At 72.2% G+C, this 21,602-nt stretch carries 20 protein-coding genes; 9 read left to right on the top strand and 11 right to left on the bottom strand.

Features of this window, described 5'->3' with window-relative positions:
* Window positions 1-80: 80 nt before the first annotated feature.
* Entirely contained in the window at window positions 81-1,067 is a 987-nt protein-coding gene (locus AC57BS_RS12220) for an endonuclease/exonuclease/phosphatase family protein (protein WP_496411715.1), read from the top strand.
* On the opposite strand, the gene AC57BS_RS12215 is transcribed toward AC57BS_RS12220, so the two are convergent.
* Window positions 1,028-2,482, bottom strand: coding sequence for a glycosyltransferase family 4 protein (locus tag AC57BS_RS12215; protein WP_496411714.1), 1,455 nt, complete (start codon window positions 2,480-2,482; stop codon window positions 1,028-1,030). The two genes, AC57BS_RS12220 and AC57BS_RS12215, sit on opposite strands and share 40 nt — an antisense overlap.
* Before the next feature lie 233 nt (window positions 2,483-2,715).
* On the opposite strand from AC57BS_RS12215, the gene AC57BS_RS12210 reads away from it, so the two are divergent.
* From AC57BS_RS12210 to AC57BS_RS12185, 6 genes are all read left to right on the top strand, one after another.
* Window positions 2,716-3,417 carry a polysaccharide deacetylase family protein gene (locus AC57BS_RS12210; protein WP_496411713.1) on the top strand — a complete coding sequence of 234 codons (702 nt, stop codon included), beginning with the start codon at window positions 2,716-2,718 and terminating at the stop codon, window positions 3,415-3,417.
* A gap of 199 nt (window positions 3,418-3,616) precedes the next feature.
* On the top strand, window positions 3,617-4,657 hold the full coding sequence (locus AC57BS_RS12205) for an NAD-dependent epimerase/dehydratase family protein (protein ID WP_496411712.1): 1,041 nt from the start codon (window positions 3,617-3,619) through the stop codon (window positions 4,655-4,657).
* Window positions 4,654-5,886, top strand: a complete 1,233-nt coding sequence (locus tag AC57BS_RS12200; RefSeq protein WP_496411711.1) for a class I SAM-dependent methyltransferase — start codon at window positions 4,654-4,656, stop codon at window positions 5,884-5,886. Before AC57BS_RS12205 ends, AC57BS_RS12200 begins: the two co-directional genes overlap by 4 nt.
* Window positions 5,883-6,734, top strand: coding sequence for a sugar phosphate nucleotidyltransferase (locus AC57BS_RS12195; protein ID WP_496411710.1), 852 nt, complete (start codon window positions 5,883-5,885; stop codon window positions 6,732-6,734). Before AC57BS_RS12200 ends, AC57BS_RS12195 begins: the two co-directional genes overlap by 4 nt.
* Complete coding sequence (locus AC57BS_RS12190) at window positions 6,731-7,384, top strand: PIG-L deacetylase family protein (RefSeq protein ID WP_496411709.1); 654 nt, start codon at window positions 6,731-6,733, stop codon at window positions 7,382-7,384. The genes AC57BS_RS12195 and AC57BS_RS12190 overlap by 4 nt, the downstream gene beginning before the upstream one ends.
* Window positions 7,365-8,594: a class I SAM-dependent methyltransferase gene (locus tag AC57BS_RS12185; protein ID WP_496411708.1), complete on the top strand. Its 1,230-nt coding sequence runs from the start codon at window positions 7,365-7,367 to the stop codon at window positions 8,592-8,594. Before AC57BS_RS12190 ends, AC57BS_RS12185 begins: the two co-directional genes overlap by 20 nt.
* A 10-nt stretch (window positions 8,595-8,604) precedes the next feature.
* Here AC57BS_RS12185 and AC57BS_RS12180 read toward each other — a convergent pair whose 3' ends face one another.
* From AC57BS_RS12180 to AC57BS_RS12155, 6 genes are all read right to left on the bottom strand, one after another.
* Window positions 8,605-9,447 carry a glycosyltransferase family 2 protein gene (locus tag AC57BS_RS12180; RefSeq protein ID WP_496411707.1) on the bottom strand — a complete coding sequence of 281 codons (843 nt, stop codon included), beginning with the start codon at window positions 9,445-9,447 and terminating at the stop codon, window positions 8,605-8,607.
* A complete protein-coding gene (locus tag AC57BS_RS12175; protein WP_496411706.1) occupies window positions 9,426-10,985 on the bottom strand; it encodes an O-antigen ligase family protein in 1,560 nt (519 codons plus the stop codon). Before AC57BS_RS12175 ends, AC57BS_RS12180 begins: the two co-directional genes overlap by 22 nt.
* Entirely contained in the window at window positions 10,942-11,829 is an 888-nt protein-coding gene (locus AC57BS_RS12170) for a hypothetical protein (RefSeq protein WP_496411705.1), read from the bottom strand. Before AC57BS_RS12170 ends, AC57BS_RS12175 begins: the two co-directional genes overlap by 44 nt.
* A 6-nt stretch (window positions 11,830-11,835) precedes the next feature.
* The gene (locus AC57BS_RS12165; RefSeq protein WP_496411704.1) at window positions 11,836-12,741 is read right to left on the bottom strand and encodes a class I SAM-dependent methyltransferase; all 906 of its coding nucleotides are present in this window, start codon (window positions 12,739-12,741) and stop codon (window positions 11,836-11,838) included.
* Between the two features lie 20 nt (window positions 12,742-12,761).
* A complete protein-coding gene (locus tag AC57BS_RS12160; RefSeq protein WP_496411703.1) occupies window positions 12,762-14,228 on the bottom strand; it encodes a lipopolysaccharide biosynthesis protein in 1,467 nt (488 codons plus the stop codon).
* A 168-nt stretch (window positions 14,229-14,396) separates the two neighbouring features.
* A complete protein-coding gene (locus tag AC57BS_RS12155) occupies window positions 14,397-15,557 on the bottom strand; it encodes a glycosyltransferase family protein (RefSeq protein ID WP_496411702.1) in 1,161 nt (386 codons plus the stop codon).
* Window positions 15,558-15,658: 101 nt separating this feature from the next.
* Between AC57BS_RS12155 and AC57BS_RS12150 the strand changes: the two genes are divergently transcribed.
* Window positions 15,659-16,681, top strand: coding sequence for a hypothetical protein (locus tag AC57BS_RS12150; RefSeq protein WP_496411701.1), 1,023 nt, complete (start codon window positions 15,659-15,661; stop codon window positions 16,679-16,681).
* 42 nt (window positions 16,682-16,723) lie between these two features.
* Here the strand turns inward: AC57BS_RS12150 and AC57BS_RS12145 are convergent, their stop codons facing one another.
* The 3 genes from AC57BS_RS12145 to AC57BS_RS12135 all read right to left on the bottom strand — a co-directional run bounded on the left by AC57BS_RS12145 (window position 16,724) and on the right by AC57BS_RS12135 (window position 18,622).
* A complete protein-coding gene (locus AC57BS_RS12145) occupies window positions 16,724-16,951 on the bottom strand; it encodes a hypothetical protein (protein ID WP_496411700.1) in 228 nt (75 codons plus the stop codon).
* A 136-nt stretch (window positions 16,952-17,087) separates the two neighbouring features.
* Entirely contained in the window at window positions 17,088-17,669 is a 582-nt protein-coding gene (gene pth, locus AC57BS_RS12140) for an aminoacyl-tRNA hydrolase (protein WP_496411699.1), read from the bottom strand.
* Window positions 17,670-17,776: 107 nt separating this feature from the next.
* A complete protein-coding gene (locus AC57BS_RS12135) occupies window positions 17,777-18,622 on the bottom strand; it encodes a 50S ribosomal protein L25/general stress protein Ctc (protein WP_496411698.1) in 846 nt (281 codons plus the stop codon).
* Between the two features lie 89 nt (window positions 18,623-18,711).
* On the opposite strand from AC57BS_RS12135, the gene pepN reads away from it, so the two are divergent.
* On the top strand, window positions 18,712-21,147 hold the full coding sequence (pepN, locus tag AC57BS_RS12130) for an aminopeptidase N (protein ID WP_496411980.1): 2,436 nt from the start codon (window positions 18,712-18,714) through the stop codon (window positions 21,145-21,147).
* On the opposite strand, the gene AC57BS_RS12125 is transcribed toward pepN, so the two are convergent.
* Window positions 21,138-21,563 (bottom strand): MarR family winged helix-turn-helix transcriptional regulator, encoded by a 426-nt coding sequence (locus tag AC57BS_RS12125; RefSeq protein ID WP_496411697.1) that lies wholly within the window; start codon window positions 21,561-21,563, stop codon window positions 21,138-21,140. The genes pepN and AC57BS_RS12125 overlap by 10 nt on opposite strands.
* Window positions 21,564-21,602: the final 39 nt, after the last annotated feature.

Raw genomic sequence — 21,602 nt, 5'->3', positions numbered from 1 at the left:
CGCCCCCGAAATGGGCGAAGACCGGGCGCGGGCCGAACCCCTAGGCTCGGGCGCACTGCTCGCCGGGGACGGGAGGGACCATGCCGGGGCGCTGGGCGTCGGCGGTCGCGTCGGTGGTGGTGGTCGGCCTGCTGCTCGGCTCGCTCCTGCTCGCCGCGGTGCGGGTCGCGGACCCGGAGGCCCGGCGACTCATCGAGCTGGTGTCCCTCAGTCCCCTCGGCCTCCCGCTCGCCGGGGCGGCCCTGCTGGGAGCCCTCGTGCTCCGCGCCCTGGGCCGGGCACGGGTCGCTGCGGTCGTCGCGCTCGCCGTCGCCGTGTGCCTGGTGACGGTCCACGCCTGGTGGCTGGCACCGTCGTACGCCGGCTCGCGGCCGACTGGCGGGCCTGCGTCGCTGGTGGTGCTGGCGCAGAACTTCGAGTACGGCGACGCGGAGGCGCTGGTCGAGCTGGTCCGCGACGAGGACGTCGACGTCCTGGTCCTCACCGACGCCGACAGCAGCCGCGTCGACCCGCTCCTGGCGGCCGGCGTCGAGGAGCTGCTGCCGCACTCGGCCGGGCTCGGCGAGGGCGGCGCGGTCGTGCTGAGCCGGTTCCCGGTCACCGGGACCGAGCTGCTCCACGCCGGGTCCGAGAGCCGCCTGGTCGACCTGGAGGCACCCGGCCTCGGGACCGTCACGATCGCCGCCGTGCACACCCGGCCGCCCTACGACCCGGGCGCGTGGCACCACGACCACGAGCGGGTCAGTACGGCGCTCGCGGGGGTGCGCGCCGACGCCGACCGGGCCGTCGTCGTGGCCGGGGACCTCAACGCCACCCTGGCGCACGCACCGGTGCGAGCCCTCGTCGACCTCGGCTTCAGCGACTCCGCCGTGCAGGCCAACGCCGGCTGGTCACCGACCTGGCCGACCGGTGGGCACCAGCGCCGCCTCGGGCTGACGGTGCCCGCGTTCGCGGCGATCGACCACGTGCTGACGTCGCCCCGGCTGGTGGCCACGTCGTCACGGACGGTCGACCTGCGAGGGGCGGATCACCGGGCGGTGCTGGCCACGATCTCCGTCGCCGGCTGAGGCACCCGCACCTCCGGCGGCACGGGCGCCGGCCGCAGGACCTCGGCGCGACGGCGCCGGCCGCGGTCGCGCACGAACGCCTCCAGCGCCGCGGGGTCGTCGAGGTCGACGTACGCCCGCCCGAGCTCGTCGCGGCCCGCGTCGCGAGCGGGGCGGACGTCCTCCGCGGCGGCGCGGGGGCGGGGCGCCTGGACTACCGGTCCGAGCAGGTCGCGGAACACCGAGACGTAGACCTCGGCCTGCTGCCGCCAGTCCAGGACGTCGCAGACCCGCTGCCTGGCCCGCAGGCCGAGCCCGACGCGCAGGTCCTCGTCGTCGAGGAGGTGCTCGACGTGGTCGGTGAAGGCGGTGACGTCCCCCGCCGGGGCGTACAGGACGGTGTCCCCGCCCGAGACGCGGGTCTCGATGAGGTCGAAGCACACCGACGGGAGCCCGTAGGCCATGTACTCCATCGTCTTGTTCATCGTCGACAGGTCGTTGAGGGGCGACTTCGCGTCCGGGCACAGGCCGAGGTCGGCCGTGCTCAGGTGCTCGGCGATCTGGGCGCGGTCGACGCGCCCGGTGAAGGTCACGACGTCGTCGAGGCCACGGGCGGTGCAGTCGGTCCGCAGCTCCTCGAGGCAGTCACCGAAGCCCATGAGCACCGCACGCACGTCGCGACGACCGCGCCTGCGCACCAGCTCCTCCATCACGTCCAGCACGGTGTCCACGCCGTCCTGCGGGCCCATGATGCCGAGGTAGGCGAGCGTGTACGCCGCGTCCGCCGGCCGCTCCTCCGGGACGAGCGGGCGCATCGCGGTCGTGTCGGGTCCGCTGCGCACCACCTTCACTGTGCCGGGCGCGCAGCCGCCCCGCGTCAGCGCGACGTTGCGGTAGGACTCGTTGGTCGAGATGACTCGGTCGGCCGTGCGGAAGGTCTGCCGCTCGAGCCACGTGAGTGCCCACATCTCGCAGCGCTCGCGCCACGAGCGCGGGTCGCCGAAGCGGGACCGGAAGAGCTCGGGGTTGAGGTCGTGGTGGTCGAAGACGAACCGCACGCCGCGGCGCTTCCACCACTTCGCCAGCAACCAGTAGGTGTCGGGCGGGTTGCACGCCTGGAGCGCCTGGAACGGCTGGCGGCGCCACACCGTGCGGGTGAGCAGCGCCGTGCGCACCCAGCAGTAGACGAACTCGAGGGCGTAGCCCAGCAGCCCGCGCGCCTCGGGCGGCGGACGGTACTTGTAGATGTGGACGCCGTCGATCACCTGCCGTGCGGGGTCACCCGGGCCCTTGGGGCAGATGACGCTCACGTCGTAGCCGTGCGCGCGCAGGGCCTGGCACTCCAGCCAGACCCGGCGGTCCAGGGGCACCGGCAGGTTCTGCACGACCACCAGGACGTGCCTGGCCGACGGGTGCACTCCTCGCGCCCTGCTCATCCGGCGCTCCCTCCGCCACACGTCTCGCCCCACGTCTCGCCACACGTCTCGTCGCGCTGCATCGCGCGGCCTCCGTACCCGGCCATCGACACTCCCCCTCGAGCCATCACTGGCCCGGAGCGTAGGAACGCGGGTGGCGGCCGCGACGCGAGCCGCGTCGATATGCCCCAAGCAGGGGACGTCCGTGCCCACCACTGCCCAGCGGGCCGGCGCCCGCCCTAGCGTTGCGTCCCGTGGCCGTGACGACGCAGGGACCCAGCACCACGCGCGGGCCCGACCTGCCCTTCACCCTCTGCTTCCACGGCGTCGGTGTCCCGACGCACGAGCGGGAGCCCGGGGAGGCGGGCTACTGGGTTGGCCGCGACCAGCTCCTCGAGATCCTCGACTGGGTGGCACAGGCGCCGCAGGTCGCCCTCTCGTTCGACGACGGCAACCGCTCCGACGTCGAGGTCGTGCTCCCCGCGCTGGTCGAGCGCGGCGTGGTCGCCACGTTCTTCCCCGTCGTCGACCGGATCGGCGACGCGTGGAGCACGTCGGTGAGTGGGCTCGAGGAGCTCCTGGCCGCCGGGATGGACGTCGGCACGCACGGCCTGACCCACCGGCCCTGGGCCGGGCTCCGGGGCGAGGCGGCACGCGCGGAGATCCTCTCGCCCCGCCACGCGATCGAGGACCTCCTCGGCCGCCGGGTGGACCGCGCCGCGGCTCCCCTCGGGCGCTACGACCGGCACACGCTCGCGCTGCTGCGGGCCGGTGGGTGCGCCGAGGTCAACGTGAGCGACCAGCGTCCGGCCCACCCCGGGGCGTGGCTCCAGCCGCGGTTCAGCGTGCGCGCGGACGACACCGCCGCCACGCTGCAGGCCAGGCTGCTGGCCTCCACCGCCCCCGCCCGCCGGGTGCGCAACGCCGCCGCGTCGCTCGCCAAGCGACTGCGCTGACGCGTCCCGTCACCGGGCGAGTACCCAGTCGGTGGTATGTCCGTCCCGGATCCGCGCGGGCCTTCCCCCGCTGCATCAAGGTGAGGCCATCCGCGGGGCCCGTGCGGTCGCGCAGTGGGGAAGAACATCCGGCAGTGATCTGGGGGACGGTGAGCATGACGATGACGACGATCGGCACGACGACGGCTGCGGGTGCGCCATGAGGGTGCTCGTGACGGGCGACCGGGGCTACCTCGGCGCCGTGATGGTGCCCCACCTCCTGGCCGCCGGCCACGACGTGGTCGGGCTGGACGCCGGCTGGTACGACGGCTGCGACTTCGGTCGACCGTTCACCGACTACGAGCAGCGCACCGGCGACGTGCGCGACGCCGCCCCCGCGGACCTCCGCGGCTTCGACGCGGTGGCACACCTCGCCGCGATCTCCAACGACCCGATCGGGCACCTCAACCCCGACGCCACCTTCTCGGTCAACGCGCGCGGCGCGGTCCACACCGCCCGCGTGGCGAAGGCCGCCGGCGTGGGGCGCTTCCTCTTCGCCTCGTCCTGCTCGCTGTACGGCGCGGCCGGCGACGGCGTCGTGGACGAGGACGCCCCCTTCCGGCCGGTCACGCCCTACGGCGAGAGCAAGGTCCTCGCCGAGGAGGGGATCTCCAGCCTCGCCGACGGCGACTTCAGCCCGACGTACATGCGCAACGCGACGGCGTACGGCTCCTCGACGCGGCTGCGCGCCGACATCGTCGTCAACAACCTGACCGGCACCGCGTTCACCCGCGGCAAGGTGGAGCTGCAGAGCGACGGCTCGCCGTGGCGCCCGCTGGTCCACGCCGAGGACATCGCCCGCGCCTTCGCGGCGGTCCTCGCGGCCCCGGTCGAGGTCGTGCACGACGAGGCGTTCAACGTGGGCCGCGACGAGGACGTCGTGCAGGTCCGCGACATCGCCAACGCCGTGTCCCGGGCCATGGACGTGCCGGTGACCTTCGCCGACGGCGCCGGCCCCGACACCCGTGACTACCGCGTCGACTTCACCAAGATCGGCCGGCTGCTGCCGGGCTTCGTGCCGGCCTGGACCATCCCCGACGGCATTGCCGAGCTCTCCGCCGACATGGCCGAGCGCGGTCTCGCGGCGGAGGACTTCGAGGGCCCCCGCTTCGTCCGGCTGGCCCGGATCCGCGAGCTCCAGGCGGAGGGCCGGATGACACCGGACCTGCGCCTCGGCGACCGGGTGGAGGTGGCGTCATGAGCCTGCCCGCCTGCCGCCTCTGCGGCGCCGAGCTGCGCCGGACCTTCGTCGACCTCGGCATGTCGCCGCCCTGCGAGAGCTACCTGTCCGCCGACGAGCTGGACCGGGGCGAGACGTTCTACCCGCTCAACGTGCGCATCTGCGAGACCTGCCTGCTCGTGCAGCTGCCCGCCTACATCGCGGCGGAGGACATCTTCAGCCACTACGCCTACTTCTCGTCCTTCAGCGAGTCGTGGGTCGAGCACGCCCGTCGCTACGTCGAGGACGCCGCCGCGCGGCTGCGGCTGGGCGAGGACTCCTTCGTGGTGGAGGTGGCCAGCAACGACGGCTACCTGCTCCAGCACGTGCAGGCCCGCGGCATCCGCTGCCACGGCATCGAGCCGGCCGCCAACGTCGCCGAGGCCGCGCGGGCGAAGGGCATCGAGACCACCGTGGCCTTCGTCGGCGAGGCGACCGCCCGCGACTTCGTCGAGCGGCACGGCAGCGCCGACCTCGTCGCCGCCAACAACGTGTTCGCGCACGTGCCCGACATCGTCGACTTCGCCACGGGCCTGCGCGTCCTGGCCGGTGAGTCCGGGACGGTGACCATCGAGATCCCGCACCTGCTGCGGCTCATCGAGGGCAACCTCTACGACACGATCTACCACGAGCACTACTCCTACCTCTCGCTGCTCACCACGCAGCGGGTGCTGGAGGCGGCCGGGCTCACGGTCGTCGACGTCGAGGAGCTGTCGACCCACGGCGGCTCGCTGCGGACGTGGTCGGTGCCCACCGCGTCGGCCGGGGCGCCCAGCGACGCAGTCGCCAAGATCCTCGCCGACGAGGAGGCGGCCGGCCTGCACACGGTCGAGGGCCACGACGGCTTCGCCCGCTCGGTCGCGACCGCGCGCAACGACCTGGTGCAGTTCCTCATCGAGCGCTCCCGCGAGGGCGCCTCCGTGGCGGCGTACGGCGCTCCCGGCAAGGGCAACACCCTCCTCAACCACGCCGGGGTGCGCCAGGACCTCATCTCGTTCACCGTGGACCGCAACACGTTCAAGCACGGCAAGTTCCTGCCGGGCACACACATCCCGATCCACGAGCCCGAGCACCTCGACCGCGAGCGCCCGGACTACATCGTCGTGCTGCCGTGGAACCTCCGCGAGGAGATCACCGACCAGCTGGCACACACCCGCGAGTGGGGGGCGCGCCTCGTCTTCCCCCTCCCGACCCTGGAGGTGATCGGATGAAGGTCGTCCTGTTCTGCGGAGGCATGGGGATGCGCATGCGCTCCGGCGACGACCCGCGTCCCAAGCCGATGATGACCGTCGGCGACCGGCCGGTCCTGTGGCACATCATGCGCTACTACGCCCACTTCGGGCACACGGAGTTCGTGCTCTGCCTCGGCTACGGCGGTCAGCACGTCAAGGACTACTTCCTGAACTACGAGGAGACCGCGAGCAACGACTTCGTGCTCTCCGGCGGCGGGCGCGACGTGGAGCTGCTCAGCAGCGACATCAGCGACTGGCGGATCACCTTCGTCGACACCGGCCTCACCACCGAGATCGGCGAGCGGCTCCGGCGGGTGCGCCGGCACCTCGGCGACGACGAGATGTTCCTCGCCCACTACGGCGACGTCCTCACCGACGCCCCGATGGACCAGCTCGTCGCCCGGCTCGCCGCGTCGGACGCCGTCGGCTCGCTGCTGGCGATCCGGCCGCCCGGCTCCTTCCACGTGGTGATGACCGACGAGGACGACCGCGTCTCGGGGTTCCGGTCGGCCGAGGACCTGCCGCTGCGGGTCAACGGCGGGTTCTTCGTCTTCCGCCAGGGGATCTTCGACTACCTCGAGGAGGGTGACGACCTCGTCACCCACGCGTGCGCACGGGCGGCGCAGGCGGGCCGGCTCCTCGCCATCCCCTACGACGGGTTCTGGCGGCCGATGGACACGCTCAAGGAGCGCGCCTCGCTCGAGGCGCTCTACTGGTCCGGCGAGTGCCCCTGGGCGCTGTGGCGCCACGCACCGCACACGGCCGTCCCCGCACCGGAGCCGGTCGACGTGCCGGTCCCTGCGCCGCGGCTGGTGGCGACGACATGAGGGACCTGCACCTGCCCGCCGGACCGCTGCAGGTCGTGGCGGTCGGCGCGCACCCCGACGACGTCGAGATCGGCTGCGGCGGGACCCTGCTGGCGCTGCGCGAGCGACCCGCCGTGGAGGTGCACCACCTGGTCCTGACCGGCTCTCCCGAGCGGCGGCTCGAGGCAGAGGCCGCCGCGGAGGCATTCAACGGGGCCGGCGCGGGCGTCACGTTCGGGCAGCTGCCCGACTCGCGTCTGCCGGACCACTGGGCGGCGGTGAAGGACGTCCTCGAGGACGCGGCCCGCGCGCACCCCGCGCCCGACCTGGTCCTCGCCCCCCGCCGCGACGACAGCCACCAGGACCACCGGCTGCTGGCCGAGCTGGTGCCGACGGTGTGGCGCGACTCCCTCGTCCTGCACTACGAGATCCCCAAGTGGGACGGCGACCTTGGCCGCGTCACCCACTACGTGCCCCTCGACGCCGACCGGGCCCGGCGCAAGGCCGAGCTGCTCACCAAGGTCTACCCCTCGCAGGTCGGCCGCGACTGGTGGGAAGACGAGACCTTCCTCGCGCTGATGAAGCTGCGCGGCGTGGAGTGCCGCGCGCCCTACGCCGAGGGGTTCCTCATCGAGAAGGCGAGGCTCGACCTTGTCGGACCCGGCGCCTGACCCGCACGACGTACGTCCCTGCCCGATCTGCGGGCGCCCGGGAGGCGAGCCGCTGCACGACGTGGCCAGCGTCCCGGTGCACAGCTGCCTGGTCATGGACAGCCGGGCCGAGGCAGTCTCGATCGCCACGGGCGCGCTGGCGGTCGTGCTGTGCCGGGGCTGCGGCGCGATGACCAACCGGCGCTTCGGTGAGCAGGACATGGCCTACAGCGCCCGCTACGAGGACTCGCAGGCCTTCTCCACCACGTTCCTCGACTACGCGCGCGGACTCGCCGCACGTTGGGTCGACACCTGGGACCTCCGCGGGCGCACCGTCCTCGAGATCGGCGCGGGGCGTGGCGATTTCAGCCGCCTCCTCGCCGCCGCCGGGGCCGGCCGGGTGCTGGCCATGGACCCGACGGTCGACCCGCACCGCTTCGGCGAGCCCGACCCGCGCGTCACCCTCGTCGCCGAGTCGTACGACGCCGACACCGACCTGTCGTCGGTGGACGCGGTGGCGATGCGCCACGTGCTCGAGCACGTCGACGACCCCGGCGCCATCCTGCGGGCGCTGCGGCACGGCCTGGCGGGGCGCCCGGACGTGCCCGTGCTCGTCGAGATCCCCGAGGCCGGGCGGATCCTCGCCGAGGGCGCCTTCTGGGACGTCTACCACGAGCACTGCAACTACCTGACCCGCGAGGTCGCCGTGGAGCTCTTCGAGTCGTCCGGCTTCGTGGTGCGCTCTGCCACGCTCGCCTACGGCGACCAGTACCTCCTCGTCGAGGCCCTGCCCACCGGGCGCCCGCGACCCATGCGCCTGCCGGACGCCGACCTCGAGCGGCTCGTCCGCGCGGCCGTCGGGTTCCGCACGGCCGCACGGGGCCAGGTCGCGTCGCTCGCGCGGACCATCGAGGACCACGCCCGCTCCGGACGGGTGGTCGTGTGGGGCTCCGGCTCCAAGGGCACGGCGTTCCTCCACGCCCTCGGACCGACCGGGGGGCTCGTGGACGCCGTCGTCGACGTCAACCCGCACCTGGCCGGCAAGTACGTCGCCGGCACGGGCCACCCGATCCTGGCGCCCGCCACCCTCGCGGACGACCCGGCCGACCTCGTGGTGGCGATGAACCCGGTCTACCTCGACGAGATCCGCGCCGACCTGGACCGGCTGAGCCCCGGAGCGACCCTGGTCGCCCTCGGCGCGGACGTGCCGTCGCCGGCCGGACTCTCCTGAGCCGCTCCGGTCAGGTCCGCGAGCTCTCGTCGCGCTGCCACGTCTGGAAGTCGCCGGCCCGCACGGCCCGCCGGGCGCCCAGCCCCGCCACGACGTAGACCCCCAGGAAGACGGGCATCCGCAGCGCCAGCCCCGGACGGGTCATGGCCAGGCCGACCAGCGTGCGCAGCGTGGTCCGTGACGACGGGTGCCGTACGCCGAGGCGGGCGGCCTGCGCGTTGCCGGTGCCCACCCGGACGCGACGCCGCACCAGGTCCTGCACGGTGCGGGGCGGGCGGACCACTGCCACCGCGCCGGTGACGATGCGCCGCTCGTCGGCACTGAAGGCGTCGGACATCGCGAGGTCGTCGTTCAAGATCTCGGCCTGGGCCGCGACGCGGGCCTGGGCCTCGCGCGAGAGGACGATCACGCCCCGTCCGAAGAGGCCGGCCTCGACGTTGGGCAGGGACTCCCAGACGTCGTAGTACCACCGCACCCACCGCGAGCACCCCGCGCGCGGCACGCGGCGCAGCGGCGCTGTGGCTAGCACCTCGCCGTCGGCGAGCGGCGCCAGGAGGGCGAGGACGGCGGACCCCTCGAGCTCGATGTCGGCGTCGAGGTGGACGCGCGGGAAGACGTCCGTGGAGGCGTTGCCGACCCGGACGGCCTCGTTCTTGGACGGCTGGGCGATCTCGAGGACCCGCGCCCGGGGGTCGGCACGTCGAGCGACCTCCGCGGTGTCGTCCGAGCAGCCGTTGCAGACCACGACGACGTCGAGGTCGTGCCCGTCCAGGCCCTTGCGCAGGGCCCGGAGCGTACGCCCGATCGACGCGGCCTCGTCGTGGGCGGGGATCACGACACTGGCGACAGCCATCTCCCCTCCTCCGGCGCAGGCTCGGGAGCAGGCTCAGGGGCAGATCGGTGCTGCTCCTTGGGGAGGTGTCGCACCCGACTCCAGTAGGCGCCGGCGCACCCGATGACGAGGACGAGCAGGAACGCGCTCTGCCGAAAGCTCATCAGGTCGTAGAAGAGGGCGGAGACACCGAGGGACAGGATCGTGGCCGCCAGCGCCTGTCCCACGCTGCGCATCTCGGGATCGACGGCGCGACGGCGGACGCCGCGCGCGACCCCGACACCCACGACGAAGAGTCCGAGGAACGCGGTGAATCCCACGACACCCCCCTGGAGGAGCTCGGCCAGGAACTGGTTGTCGAGGAAGAAGTACACGTCGGGCGCGAAGGTCCCCAGGCCGCGACCCCAACTCCAGTGCCCCTCCATCAGCGACGGGAGTGCCGCGTAGTCGTCGGTCCTTCCCTCGATGCTCGGGTCGCTGCCCACGTCGCGGAACAGGCTGCGCATGGTCCCGAGCAGCCCCGGCACCATGGCCCGGAAGACACCGAGCCCGATGAGGCCGAGCACGAGGGCGTTGAACCGCCCCCGGTGGGAGAGGCTGGCGGCGTAGACGACGAAGCCCACGGCGAGGGCCAGGAACCCCGAGCGCGACACGGTCATCGGGATGGCAGCGAGCATGGCGATGAGCGCCAACGCGTAGCGCCACCGAGCGGTCCGCGAGTGGATGACGAAGTGCAGCGCCAGCGGGACCAGTGCCGCGGTCACGACCGAGAACTCGATGGGGTGCGACGCGCCCGCCTCGATGCGGTCGAACCCGGACCTCGTGTTGGCCACCAGGTCGACGTTGGTGGTCAGCCCGGGAAGCAGCATCGAATCACGGAAGTCGAAGCTCGAGCTGAACTCGATGATCCCGATGAAGGCCGCCACTCCCCCTATCAGCACGAGGCGCTGGAGGAGGGTGGTGATCCGCTCCCGGGTGGTGAGCTCGTCCACGGCGAGGAGGGCCACCCCCAGCAGCGCGAGATAGTGGAACACCACCCGGTCCATGCTTCCCTGCTCCGACGGCGTCAGGTCCCGCACCGCCCCGGCGGCGTACGAGGTCAGGGCAGTGACCGAGAAGACGAGCAGCATCCAGCGAACCGGGTGCAGCGGTGCTGCGTCGGTGAGGTTGAGGATGCGCGAGGCCGCCCAGATGGCGAGGCCGGCCAGGGCGACGAGCGTCGCCGGGTTGCCCACGGACCTGAGCGGCCCCACCAGCACGTAGGGCTGGGGCACGAGCAGCAGCAGCACGATCATCCACGTGAGGATCGAGCACCCGTCCCGGGCGGAGAGGGCGAGGAGGCCGACGAGCAGCCCGAGCACGAGCAGCGCGGCGCACCCCGTGGCGCCGAGGACGCCGGTGAACGGGACGACCGCGATCATCACCAGCGCCACCGCGCCGCCCCCCAGCGCCAGCGGTTCGAGGACCCGCCTCAACGACCGGCGCAGGTCGGCGGGCACGGCGGCGGGCACCGTCTCACCGCCGGACGAGCGGCTGGTGGCGTCGATCCGAACGCCCACCCGGGGACGGGTTCCCCGCGCCACCCTTGCCGGGATTGTCGGTAGGTCCACGCCGGCCGGACTCCGGTGGTCCGGCGTCCTTGCTTCCCTTGGTAGTCCGGCCCACTCTGGCCGGAGGATCGATGTGGGGCCCGGAGGCCGGTTCGTCCGAGGTGGCAGAGGGCGCCGGACCGGCGACCGGATCGTACTCCGAGCCGGCGGTCCCGCCGGCCGTCCGCCGGCGGCGGCGCAGCATCCGGTCGACGACGACGGACCACGCAGCACCGACCAGTGTCCCGACTCCCATCACCGCGATCACGACCTTCAGCGCCGAGGTCGACGCCAGCGCTCCCACCTGCGTCGGGGCGAGCACGAAGGGCTCGTAACGCACCGACGTCGGCGCACCGGCGCGGCTCTGGAGCTCGTCGGCGATCCGCGGGGCAGCCTCGATCACGCGGTCGACGACTTCCTGCACCGCCTGCTCGTCGGTGCCCCAGGCTCGGACCTCGTAGGTCGTCTCGAACTGCGGGATCTCCACGGAGTAGGACGACCCGTCACTCGCCTCGCCGGGTCCCCACCCCTGGGTGGCTTCACTGCCGAGCTGCTCCTGCGTCAACCGGGAGTTCAGCTGGGCCTCGAGCGCAGCGCCGACGAGACGGCTGTCGTCGGTGCCGAGCGGGTTCCGCTCCAGTTCCTGCGCCTCGGCCGTCAGCCGGGGCTGGACCAGTCCGTAGGAGGTGAAGGCCGTGTAGGTCGTCTCCTGGGACTGGACCAGCTGGTAGCTGACGCCGGCAGCGCCCAGCAGGATCGGCAGCATCACGTACCACCGGCGGAAGCAGATCTTCAGGATGTCAACAGCGTCCATGGCAGGTCACGCCTTCCCTGAGGAGAGCACGTAGAGGCCCTGGTAGACGACGAGTGCCTCCACCGCCCGTCGCGCCAGAGGGTGGGGCTGGGCGGCTGCGTAGACCTGGGTCAGGTATCTCGGTATCCGGTGCCCCGAGTCGGTCCTCCGGGCGATCTCCGCGGTCAGGTGGCTCGCTGCGCTTCCACCCGACTGCCACTGCCAGTCCCCGGACGTCCCGATGACGTGGTCGGTCTGGTACTCCTCCAGGACGCTGTAGCCGCTCTCCCGGAAGAGCCGCCGGTGCGCAGCCTTGCCCTTGAGGATCTCGTGCGTGCGGTCGAAGAGGCCGTCCTGGGGTCGCGCGCGGTCGCGGACGATGCCGGCCAGGCCGCGGTAGGTCTCGATGCTCCGGAGCGAGATGACCGGCATGCTCACGATCAGGGTGTGCGGGCCCAGCGTGCTGCGCAGCATCTCCAGGATGGAGGTGGCGTCCGCCCACGTGAAGTGCTCGAGGACGTCCAGCGCCACGACCGTGTCGAAGGGAGTGTCCCGCAGCCGCTGCAGGAGGTCCGGGGACGGGTCGAGGAGGTCTGTGCACACCGCTTCGTAGTGCGGCCCCTCCCCACGCTGCATGCGCCTGCGCGCGATGTCGTTGGCCAGCTCGACGGACTGGGGGTCGAAGTCGACCCCGAGAGCCTGGAAGTCCGGCGACAGGCCGTAGGTGCCGACACCGTCGCTGCACCCCAGGTCCAGCACCGTCCTCGTGCGGCTGTGTCGGGCGATCAGCTCGTACGTCGACGCGTACAGGCCGCCGCGGCTCACGACATCGATGTCCCGCTTGTCCGTGTAGGTCCCCGTGCCGATGTTCGCAATTCCGTATCCGGCCACCGTGTGCTCCTCGTGTGCCTCTGCCTCGTTCGTCTTCAACATGCGCCGTACCTGCGTCCTCATCAGTCCTCGCCCCGCCCCCTGCCGGCCACCCGTCGCGCGTCGTCGATCGCCGGCACGGGATGTCTCCACATCAGGACCGCGTACACCGCCGCCCCCACGGCCACTCCCGCCAGCAGCTGCACCGATGTCGAGCCCTCGGCGCGCGCGACGACCGATACCGCCATCGCGACGGCACCCGCCATCGCGCCGGTCACGAGCACGTGCGGGACCAACGTCCGCAGGTAGGTCCCGAGGCGCATGTCGATGAGGCTGAGCGCCATCTTCATCTCGAATGGGGCCAGCACGAACACCACGACGGCCAGCCCGAGGCTCACGCCGATCAGTCCCCACTGCGCCGCGAAGGCCATGACACCAGCGCCCACGAGGCAGTAGGCGAGCGCCCACCGGTACAACCAGTCGGTGCGTCCCTTGGCCTGCATCACCGAGGCCGTGACGCACGAGACCGCCTGCACGGCAGTTACCAGGGCGAGGACGCGGACGACGGGGATGGCCGCCTCCCACTTCGACCCGTACACCACGAGCACGGCCTGCTCGGCCAGGACGGCCAGCCCGACCATCGTCGGCAGCACCACCAGGGCCACGACGCCGAGCGCGCGGGCAGCACCCGATCGCAGCACCTCCGGGTTGTCCTGCTCCCGTGCGAAGGCCGAGAAGCTCACGGTGGACACCGCCCCGCTGACGGCGCTGACGGGCGAGGCGACGGTGCGCTGGGCCAGCGTGTAGGTACCGAGGGCGGCACCCCCGAGGAGCCGGCTGACGATGATCTTGTCCAGCTGGGCGAACAACGCGACGAGGGTGTTCGACCAGAAGAAGTGGACGCTGACGCGCGCCACCTCGCGCAGGGACATCAGGCTGAACGTCGCGGACGGGTGCCAGCGGACGTACCACCACGCCATGACGGACGTGACCGCGGGCTGCGCGAGGGCGGAGGCCACCAGTGCCCAGATGCCGGCTCCGGTCAGTGCGAGCCCGATGCCCAGGAGCCCGCTGACGACTGCGCTCGCGATGTTGATCGTCGCCAGGTGCCCGAACTGCATCGTCCGACGCAGCAGCGCGTAGTGCATGTTTCCCACCGCGCCGAGGATGGAGACGAGTGCGAGCACGCGGATGGCCGGCTCGGCCTCGGGCTGCCCGAGCCCGAGCGCCAGCGGACGGGCGAGGGCGACGGTGGCGACGGTGAGACCCATCCCCAGGACGACGTTGAAGTAGAAGAGCGAGGTCAGCAGGCGGTCGTCGACGGCCGGGCGCTGGATGACGACCGCGGCGGTGCCGAGGTCGGTGAGCTGCCACGCGGCGACCATGATGACCATGCCGGCGGCCACGATGCCGAAGTCGCTCGGGGTCAGCAGCCGCGCGAGGACGACGCTGACGGCGATCCGCGAGAGCTGCGTCGCCACCTGCGCGATGAGGGTGTGCCGCGACCCCCTCGCCACGCCGTCGGTGTCGACGTCCGCGTCGAAGGACATGGCCCTGCTCTCGTGCGTGCTCGTCACTCGTCCCCCACGTGTCCCGTCCAGGCTGTTCGTCGCCCCCCTCGACGGCTCCACGTCCGTCGTGACGACGGATCCAGCCTCACTGTCTGCAGGGGTCGGCACCCCGGGGCAGCACGACGCTGCCCAATAGTGGGTAGCCGCTCAGAGCGAGGGCACGCGCTCCCAGCTGCGCGACCGGGTCTCGAGACCGGCGAGCCGAGCAGCGAGAGCGGGTTGCTCGTCCATCCCGACGAGCCGCAGGACCTCACGCCAGCGGTGCGCCCAGTCGTGTTGCCGGAGGAACGTCGTGACGGACGCTGTGCGCGCGCGCACCAGGCGCTCGGGGTCGCGGTCCAGGTCGCGGATCACGTCCAGGATGTCGGGTTCCGGCGCCGAGATGGGCACGACCGCGTCCGGCCACGGGAAGCACTGCTCCCACTCCGGCGAGTCCGGTGCAGTGCCGAGCATGACCGTGCCGGCCGCCAGCGCCTCGAAGTAGCGGTTGGTCAGCGACTCCTCGCCGCCGGTGCGCTCGACCCGGCCCGGCTCGTCGTTGATCCGGTAGACGATCGAGTACTTCGTCCGTTGCAGGAGCGCCGCCTGGACGAGGCGGTGCTCCACGTGTTCGCTGAGCTCCCACGGACCCCGCACGGTGTCGAAGTGGTAGAAGATCTCGCCGCCCGACATGGCCCGCACCAGCGGCTCGTGCGTGCCGTCGAGCCGGCGCCCCCAGCTGGCGACGTCGACCGTGCGAGCGGGTGAGTCTGGTGAAGCCGGTGCGTACCGGGCCGTGTCGACCGCCATCGGCAGATAGGTGCACGGCACGCCCGTCATCTGCTCCACGGCCTCCACGACAGCCGGGTTCGAGACGATCACGTGGTCGAACCAGCGCAGCTGACGCAGGTAGTCCGCGTGGGGCCCGAGCTGCGGACCCCAGAGCTCGACGATCCAGGCCACCCTCCTGGTGCACCGCTGGGCCTCTTCGCGCACGTACGGGAGGATGCCGATCTCGCTGGCGTCGGCGAACAGCGCGAAGAACAGGTCCGCCGGCGGGACGGGTCGGGCGGGATCGACGGTACGCATCACCGTCCGCCTGTCACGCCCGAAGGGGCGACCCGCGCGGTTGAGCCCGCGCGTCACCAGTCCGGCTCCCGGCCCGTGGTTCGGCCGCGGGAGGCACCACGCCACGTCATCGACCTCGGCCACCACGTCCTCGAACTCGAGCTGCGACGCCTGCCACACCTTCTCGTGCACCAGACGCCGTGACGCCAGCACCACGCGTGGCGGCGCGCTGGTCGTCCCCGGGCTGCTCGGCACGCTCATGCGTCGAGGCTAACGCCGGACGAAGGTGCCTCCGTCCCCAAAATGGCACCAATTCGCGAGTCGCCCGTCCGCTCGGCGCCCTGCACCCGGACGATCCCGACATGACCGTCACCACCGGATCGAAGAGAAGGCTCGTCGAGCCCGGGTCGTTGCGCCCCGGGGACAAGGTGCGGCTGCGGCCGCTCGACGAGATCCTCGAGACGCTCGACGACACGGCGTCCTACGAGGACGTCCCGTTCATGCTCGAGATGACCGAGTTCGCCGGGCGGACCATGACCGTCTACCGACGGCTCGAGAAGATCTGCGACTACATGGGCAAGGAGTCCCGCAGCAGGCGCATGACCGACGCGGTCCTGCTCAACGAGACCCGCTGCGACGGCTCCGGCCACGGCGGCTGCCAGGCGGAGTGCCGGATCTTCTGGAAGGAGATCTGGCTCGAGCACGCCGACTCCGCCTCGGCGGACGATGATCCGCACCGAGTGGCCCCGGAGCGCCTGCTCCCGCTCATCGACGTCGGCGCCCACCGCACGGACCCGGAGAAGGGTGAGGTGTTCCGCTGCCAGGCGACGGAGGCCACCCGTGCCACGACGCCGATGCCGGAGATGGCGATCGGCCAGTACGTCCGTGAGGTGCGCGTCGGCAACATCGGGGTGCCGGAGCTGGTGCGCGTCGGCTCCAGTGCGTTCGCCACCAAGCTGGCGCGCAAGGCCGGACTGCGTCCGTACCTCCCCATGGAGGTCGCCGGCAAGGACCGCGTGGACGGCGAGAAGCTCGGCCTCCAGCCGGGCGACTGGGTCCGGGTCCGCTCCAAGGAGGAGATCGGGCGGACCCTCAACGCAGACGGAGGGCACCGCGGCATGCTCTTCACTCACGAGATGGTGCAGTACTGCGGGCAGACGTTCCGCGTGCACCAACGCGTCGAGCGCCTCATCAACGAGCAGACGGGCGAGCTGCTGCACATGAAGCAGGAGTGCATCGCCCTCGAGGACGTCGTGTGCAAGGGCCACTACACCTCCGGCGCGTGGTTCTGCGCCCGCGAGCACCTGCCTCTGTGGCGCGAGGACTGGCTCGAACGGGTCGAGGCGCCCACGGCCGGGACGGTCTGCCCCAAGCCCACCCGCTGACCGGTCGTCCGGGATCCGCGTCGCGACGGCGGCGCGGGTGACCTAGAGCTGCTGCTCGGGCCGGCCTTCGAACCCGAACGGCTCGCTCTGGTCGAAGTAGCGGTCGAAGTAGCCGGGGCGCATCTCCGGCGGGACCAGGCGCGCCGGCAGCGTCGCCGCCACCCGGCCGCGCCACGTCTCCGGCACGGCGAAGATCATCCGTCCGCGGGCGCGGATCAGGGCGTCCCGCGAGCGGCGGCCGACCGTTCCGGATGACAGGAGCGAGCTCATGCGGGTCCCTTCGACGTTGGTCCACACCGAGCGACCGCGCACGGTCGCTCCGGTGTGGCGTCGCCATGGTGACGCCGTCGGGTCCGTCGTACGCCGCGGCCGGTGGCCGATTCGCCCATATTGGTGAGCCCGGCGCTCAGGAGTTGAAGCGCTGCTGGGTCTTCTCGAGGCCGTCGGTGATCAGCGACTCGACCGCGTCGGCGGCGTCGGAGACCTGGAAGGGCAGCTCCTTGCGCTCGACGGTCGAGTAGTTGGAGAGCACGAAGTCGGCGACGTCCTGACGACCGGGGGGCCGCCCGATGCCGGCGCGGACGCGGTAGAAGTCCCCGGTGCCGAGCGACGAGCGCATCGACTTGAGACCGTTGTGCCCGTTGTCGCCGCCGCCGAGCTTGACCCGCAAGGTGCCGAAGGCGATGTCGAGCTCGTCGTGGATCGCGATCACGTGGTCGGGCTCGACCTTGTAGAAGGTGGCGAGTGCCTTCACCGGGCCGCCGGACTCGTTCATGTAGCCGCGACCGCGGGCCAGCACCACGCGCGGACCGCCCAGGGACAGCCGGCCCTCGACGACGTCGGCGCGCCCGGACTTGTGCGACCGGAAGGGACTGCCCATCCGCGAGGCCAGCTCGTCGGTGACGAGGTAGCCGACGTTGTGGCGGTGCCCGGCGTACGCGGGGCCGGGGTTGCCGAGGCCGACGACCAGCCACACCTCGCCGCTCATGGGTCCATCCTCCCCGGAGGTCGTGTCGGGGCGCGTACGCCCCAGGGATGCGACGAACCGGCGCACCCGCCCACCCAGGGTGGACGGACGCGCCGGCTCAGCAGGGATCACTCGGAGTCGGAGCCCTCGCCGGCGTCCTCGGCGGGGGCCTCGTCGCCCTCGGCGGCCTCGGACTCGGCCTCGGCCTCGGGGGCGTCGTGCTCGATGCCGGCCTCGGCCTCGGCCTCCTCCAGCTCGGCCTCGAGGGCCTCGGCGGAGATCTGCTCGGTCACGTTGACGATGAGCAGCTCCTCGTCGGCGAGCAGCGTGGTGCCCGACGGGAGGTCGAGGTCCTTGGCGTGGATCTGGGTGCCGATCGGGGCGTCCTGGACGGAGACCTCGAAGAACTCGGGGATGTGGGTGGCCTCGGCCTCGACGGACACGACGGCGTTCTCGGTGACGACCAGTGTGTCGGGGGCGGCGTCGCCGGTCACGTGGACGGGGACGTCGACGGTGACCTTCTCGCCGCGGCGGACGGCGACGAAGTCGACGTGCTCGATGACGCGGCGGATCGGGTCGACCTGCACGTCCTTGGTCAGGGCGAGCTGCTCGGAGCCCTCGATGTCGAGCGCGAGGAGCGCGTTGGCGCCGCCGTGCTTGAGCGCCATCATCGTCTGGTGGCCGGGCAGGATCACGTGGATCGGGTCGTTGCCGTGGCCGTAGATGACGGCGGGGATCTTGTCCTCGCGGCGGATGCGGCGCGCGGCACCCTTGCCGAACTCGGTGCGGGCCTCGGTGGTGATCTTCTCGGGGGCAGACATCTTCTTCTCCTGGTCGGGATCGGGGTGAGGTTCGGGGGCCTCGAGGCCGGAGACGACGAACGCCGCGCTCCGGATCGTGAGCGCGGCGCAACAGTGCGGACCGGCCCAGTCGATCACGGAGTCCTGGTCGTACGGGCTCCCTCGCCGAGGCAACCCGTGAACTCTAGACCCCGCCCCCGGGCGCGGTCGAATCCCGGATGCCGTCGCCTGGGCGGGACCCCTAGGGTTGCCGGGTGCCCCTGATGCTCCCCGAGGCGCGCGAGCGCGCCACCCTTGTGACCGACGTCCGCACCCAGGCCCACCTCGACCTCACCTCCACCGAGGACTTCGGCGTCGAGGCGACGATCTCCTTCGGCTGCACCCGGCCCGGCGCCTCGACCTTCCTCGAGCTCGACGGCGCCACCGAGGTCACGCTCGACGGCCGGCCGGTGTCGTACGCCGAGGGGCGAATCCCGCTCCAGGACCTGGCCGCGACCAACACGGTCCGGGTCGCCGCGCGGATGCCCTACGTCACCGACGGCGACGGGATGACGGTCACCGTCGACCCGGCCGACGGCGAGCGCTACGTCTGCGCGCACACCTCGATGGACATCACGCAGAAGATCATCCCCTGCTTCGACCAGCCCGACATCAAGTCGACCTTCGACGTGACCGTCACGGCGCCGTCGCACTGGACCGTCCTCGCCAACGGCCGGCTCGCCGACCGGTCCTCGGGGGCCGACGGCGACACCACCCACGACACCTGGACCTTCGAGACCACGCCGCCGTTCTCGTCCTACCTCTTCACCCTCGTCGGCGGGCCGTGGGTGTCGGTGACGTGGGACGAGCCGTACGCCCCGGCTCCCGGCGGCACGCTGCCCTTCGGCTGGCACGCGCGGGCATCGCAGGAGCTCGACCTCCGGCGCTTCGCCGACGAGCTCCGGCGCATCACCAGCACGTGCTTCCAGCACTACACGACCGTCTTCGAGCCGGAGTACCCCTACGCCGACTACCAGCAGGTCTTCGCACCCGGGCTCAACTGGGGCGCGATGGAGTTCCCCGGGTGCGTCGTCTACCGCGACCAGGCGCTGATGAAGGGCACCCCGACCGAGCTCGAGCGCCAGTGGATGGCCTCGACGATCGCGCACGAGATGGCGCACATGTGGTTCGGCGACCTGGTGACGATGAAGTGGTGGGAGGACTCGTGGCTCAACGAGTCGTTCGCCGACTTCATGGGCTACGACGTGGCGGGGACGGCCGCGGGCTACACCGACGCCTGGACCTCGGCCGCCATCACCCGCAAGCCTGCGGGCTACCGCGCCGACCGGCGCCGCTCGACGCACCCGATCGCCGAGGACACCGACAAGATCGTCGACGTCGACACGGCCTTCGCCAACTTCGACATGATCACCTACGCCAAGGGCAACGCCGCGCTGGCGCAGCTCGGGCACTGGCTCGGCGAGGAGGACTTCCTCGCCGGCGTCAACAAGCACCTCACCGCGCACGCCTTCGGCAACGCCGACCTCGCCGCGTTCCTCGACTCGCTCGACTCGGCCAGCGACCACGACGTACGCGCGTGGGCGGCGGCGTGGCTGCGCACGACCGGCTTCGACACGCTGCGCGTGACCCGCGACGACTCCGGCGTGCCCGTCCTCACCCGCGAGGGCTCGCGGCCGCACCGCCTCACCGTGTCGGCCTACGACGACGACATGCGGCTCGTCGGCTCCCGCGACGTGCACCTCGGTGACGAGCCGGTGCGGCTCGAGGAGTTCGCCGGCCGGGTCGTGGTGCCCAACTCCGGTGACGAGACCTTCGCGGTGATCCGGCCCGACGAGCAGTCGTGGGCCGCGATCACGGCCGGGTTGTCGTCGGTCGAGTCGCAGCTGACCCGGGCGATGCTGTGGTGGACGGCTGTGGACCTGTGCGAGGCGCAGGTGATCGAGGTCGGTGACCTCGTCGACCTCGCCGACCGGCACCTGCGACCCGAGACCCACCCGTTGGTCTTCGAGGGCGTGATGAAGGCGCTGCAGTCCGTCACCCGGCGCTACGCCGCGCCCGAGGACGTGGCCGGACACCTGGCCGTGGTCACCGACCTGGCCCGGCACGCCGTGGACGGCGGCGCCCGCGACCTGGCGCCCGGCGCGTCCCGGGCGCTGGCCCGGCTGAGCGCCGACCGGACCTTCCTCGTCGAGTGGCTCGAGCAGGGCGACGACGTCGACCAGGGCGTGCGCTGGGCCGCGGTGCACCGCCTCGCCGAGCTGGGCGACCCGGCGCACGTCGACGCGGAGACCGAGCGCGACAGGTCCGTCGCGGGGCACCACGCCGCACTCACGGCGCGGGCCTCCGTACCCACGCCCGAGGCCAAGGCCGAGGCCTGGGACCGCCTGATGGGCGGCGAGCTGGGCAACCACGAGTTCGACGCCGTCGCCGCCGGGTTCTGGGGGTGGGAGCAGGCCGACCTGGTCCGCCCCTACCTCACCCGCTACGTCACCGACGGCCTCGACCTCGCCCGGCGCTCGGGCCAGGGCATGGGCGACGTGATCGGCGACGCGTTCCCGAGCCTCCCACTCAGCGTGGAGTCCCGCCTGGAGCTGCGCGACACCGTCGCCGCCGCGCTGGATGGGGACGTCCCGACCGTGCTCGCCCGTTCGTGGAACGACTCCCTCGACGACCTCCAGCGCACCCTGCCTCAGGCGTAGGGGTCGGTGATCTCGCGCAGGGACTCCAGCGACCGCCTCAGCTCGCGCATCCGCCGCGGACCCAGGTGGGCCTCGAACTCCGCGTCGAGCCGCTGCTCCATCTCGCGCGCACACGCCTGGGCCTCCTTGCCCCGCTGGGAGATGCGGATCAGCCGGGCCCGGGCGTCGGTGGGATCGGGCACCCGCTCGACGTAGCCGGCCTTCTCGAGCTGGTCGACGAGGAAGCCCGCGGTCTGCTTGGTCACCTGCGCGGACTCCGCCAGGTGGGTGAGCCGGCTGCCGTCCTCGTCGACCCGCGCGGCGATCCGGCCCTGGGCGACCGTGACCTCGAAGCCGTGCTCGGCCAGGTGGGCCATGATGCGCGCCTCGGCGTGCCGGTGGACGATGAACATGAGGAGCGCGGTGGGCAGCTGCACGGACCTCTCCCTTGACAGTATTGGTCAGCCAGGCTGACC

Source organism: Nocardioides sp. BGA-UO-ETr-FS32, assembly GCF_059567905.1.
This window is presented reverse-complemented; position numbering and strand designations above follow the sequence as displayed.

Excerpts from the sequence above, each read along its gene's own strand:
- AC57BS_RS12220 (WP_496411715.1), top strand. The coding sequence starts at position 81 with ATGCCGGGGCGCTGGGCGTCGGCGGTCGCGTCGGTGGTGGTGGTCGGC.
- AC57BS_RS12215 (WP_496411714.1), bottom strand. The coding sequence starts at position 2,482 with ATGAGCAGGGCGCGAGGAGTGCACCCGTCGGCCAGGCACGTCCTGGTG.
- AC57BS_RS12205 (WP_496411712.1), top strand. The coding sequence starts at position 3,617 with ATGAGGGTGCTCGTGACGGGCGACCGGGGCTACCTCGGCGCCGTGATG.
- AC57BS_RS12200 (WP_496411711.1), top strand. The coding sequence starts at position 4,654 with ATGAGCCTGCCCGCCTGCCGCCTCTGCGGCGCCGAGCTGCGCCGGACC.
- AC57BS_RS12195 (WP_496411710.1), top strand. The coding sequence starts at position 5,883 with ATGAAGGTCGTCCTGTTCTGCGGAGGCATGGGGATGCGCATGCGCTCC.
- AC57BS_RS12190 (WP_496411709.1), top strand. The coding sequence starts at position 6,731 with ATGAGGGACCTGCACCTGCCCGCCGGACCGCTGCAGGTCGTGGCGGTC.
- AC57BS_RS12180 (WP_496411707.1), bottom strand. The coding sequence starts at position 9,447 with ATGGCTGTCGCCAGTGTCGTGATCCCCGCCCACGACGAGGCCGCGTCG.
- AC57BS_RS12170 (WP_496411705.1), bottom strand. The coding sequence starts at position 11,829 with ATGGACGCTGTTGACATCCTGAAGATCTGCTTCCGCCGGTGGTACGTG.
- AC57BS_RS12165 (WP_496411704.1), bottom strand. The coding sequence starts at position 12,741 with ATGTTGAAGACGAACGAGGCAGAGGCACACGAGGAGCACACGGTGGCC.
- AC57BS_RS12160 (WP_496411703.1), bottom strand. The coding sequence starts at position 14,228 with ATGTCCTTCGACGCGGACGTCGACACCGACGGCGTGGCGAGGGGGTCG.
- AC57BS_RS12155 (WP_496411702.1), bottom strand. The coding sequence starts at position 15,557 with ATGAGCGTGCCGAGCAGCCCGGGGACGACCAGCGCGCCGCCACGCGTG.
- AC57BS_RS12150 (WP_496411701.1), top strand. The coding sequence starts at position 15,659 with ATGACCGTCACCACCGGATCGAAGAGAAGGCTCGTCGAGCCCGGGTCG.
- AC57BS_RS12145 (WP_496411700.1), bottom strand. The coding sequence starts at position 16,951 with ATGAGCTCGCTCCTGTCATCCGGAACGGTCGGCCGCCGCTCGCGGGAC.
- pth (WP_496411699.1), bottom strand. The coding sequence starts at position 17,669 with ATGAGCGGCGAGGTGTGGCTGGTCGTCGGCCTCGGCAACCCCGGCCCC.
- pepN (WP_496411980.1), top strand. The coding sequence starts at position 18,712 with ATGCTCCCCGAGGCGCGCGAGCGCGCCACCCTTGTGACCGACGTCCGC.